This is a genomic window from Mesorhizobium sp. P5_C1, from assembly GCF_054049815.1.
In genome coordinates this window covers 1-968 of record NZ_JBFULQ010001123.1, presented here as the reverse complement: position 1 = coordinate 968, position 968 = coordinate 1, and the positions used below count along the sequence as shown (strand labels likewise).

Below are 968 nucleotides of genomic sequence, written 5' to 3'. Positions count from 1 at the left end.
GATATCGGACGTTCGACCTGCCGGGTCGGGGTCGTGAGCCCAAACAGTCATTTGTTTCCACTCACGCCCAATGGTAGCTGATCCAGCCACTGTCGAGGCTGCGTCCCAATGTCTTTCTGCGCAAATAAGCAGCTGTTCGTGGGTGGATACCGATTTCTGTGGGTTTGATCTGGAGCAAGTCGCTTCATACCCGCGCCCGCTACCATTTCGTTCGAGTTTGCCGTCAGTGGAGGAGTCCAATCTGGACCGAGCCTGCCATGAAGTCTCTGCGCGTCGTTGTTCGCCACCATGGCGGACCTGAAGTTCTGGAGATTGCGGAGGAAGAGGCCCCCCATCCGGCATCAGGTGAGCTGCGGGTGCGAACAATCGCCGCCGGCGTCTCCTTCGCAGAGCTATTGATGCGGGAGGGGATTCATCCGGAAAAGACGACCCTGCCATTCACGCCAGGATGGGACATCGTAGGCATCGTGGACGAGGCCGGAGAGGGAGCGTCCCGAGCGATGGTTGGTAGAATGGTTGCGGCGCTGCCCATTCATGGTGGCTACGCCCAGTTCATCTGCCTGCCGGAAGCTGAACTCACTCCGGTTCCAACTGGTGTTGATCCCGCCGAGGCAGTTAGCCTCGTGCTGAACTACGTTACGGCCTATCAGATGATGCATCGCCTTGGGCATGCCTCAGCGGGACAACGGGTCCTTATTCATGGCGCGGCCGGCGGAGTGGGCACGGCCCTGCTGCAACTTGGCCGCCTGGCAGGTCTGGAGATGTATGGAACCGCATCTCTTTCAGCTCATCAGATCGTATCAGATCTCGGGGCCACGCCGATCGACTACGAGCGGGCCGACTTCGTCAACGAGATCCATCGCCTGACAAACGACGGCGTGGATGTCGTCTTCGACGGGGTCGGCGAAGCCAATGTCTGGCGTTCGTTTCGGGCTCTAAGGCCTGGTGGCCGCGTCATAGCCTATGGC

1 protein-coding gene is annotated in these 968 nt (G+C 59.8%); it reads left to right on the top strand.

Going from position 1 to position 968, the window contains the following annotated elements:
* Positions 1-257: 257 nt before the first annotated feature.
* Positions 258-968 (top strand): zinc-binding dehydrogenase (locus tag ACXJ7R_RS34325; protein WP_457155670.1); only part of this gene is annotated, 711 nt, incomplete at its 3' end.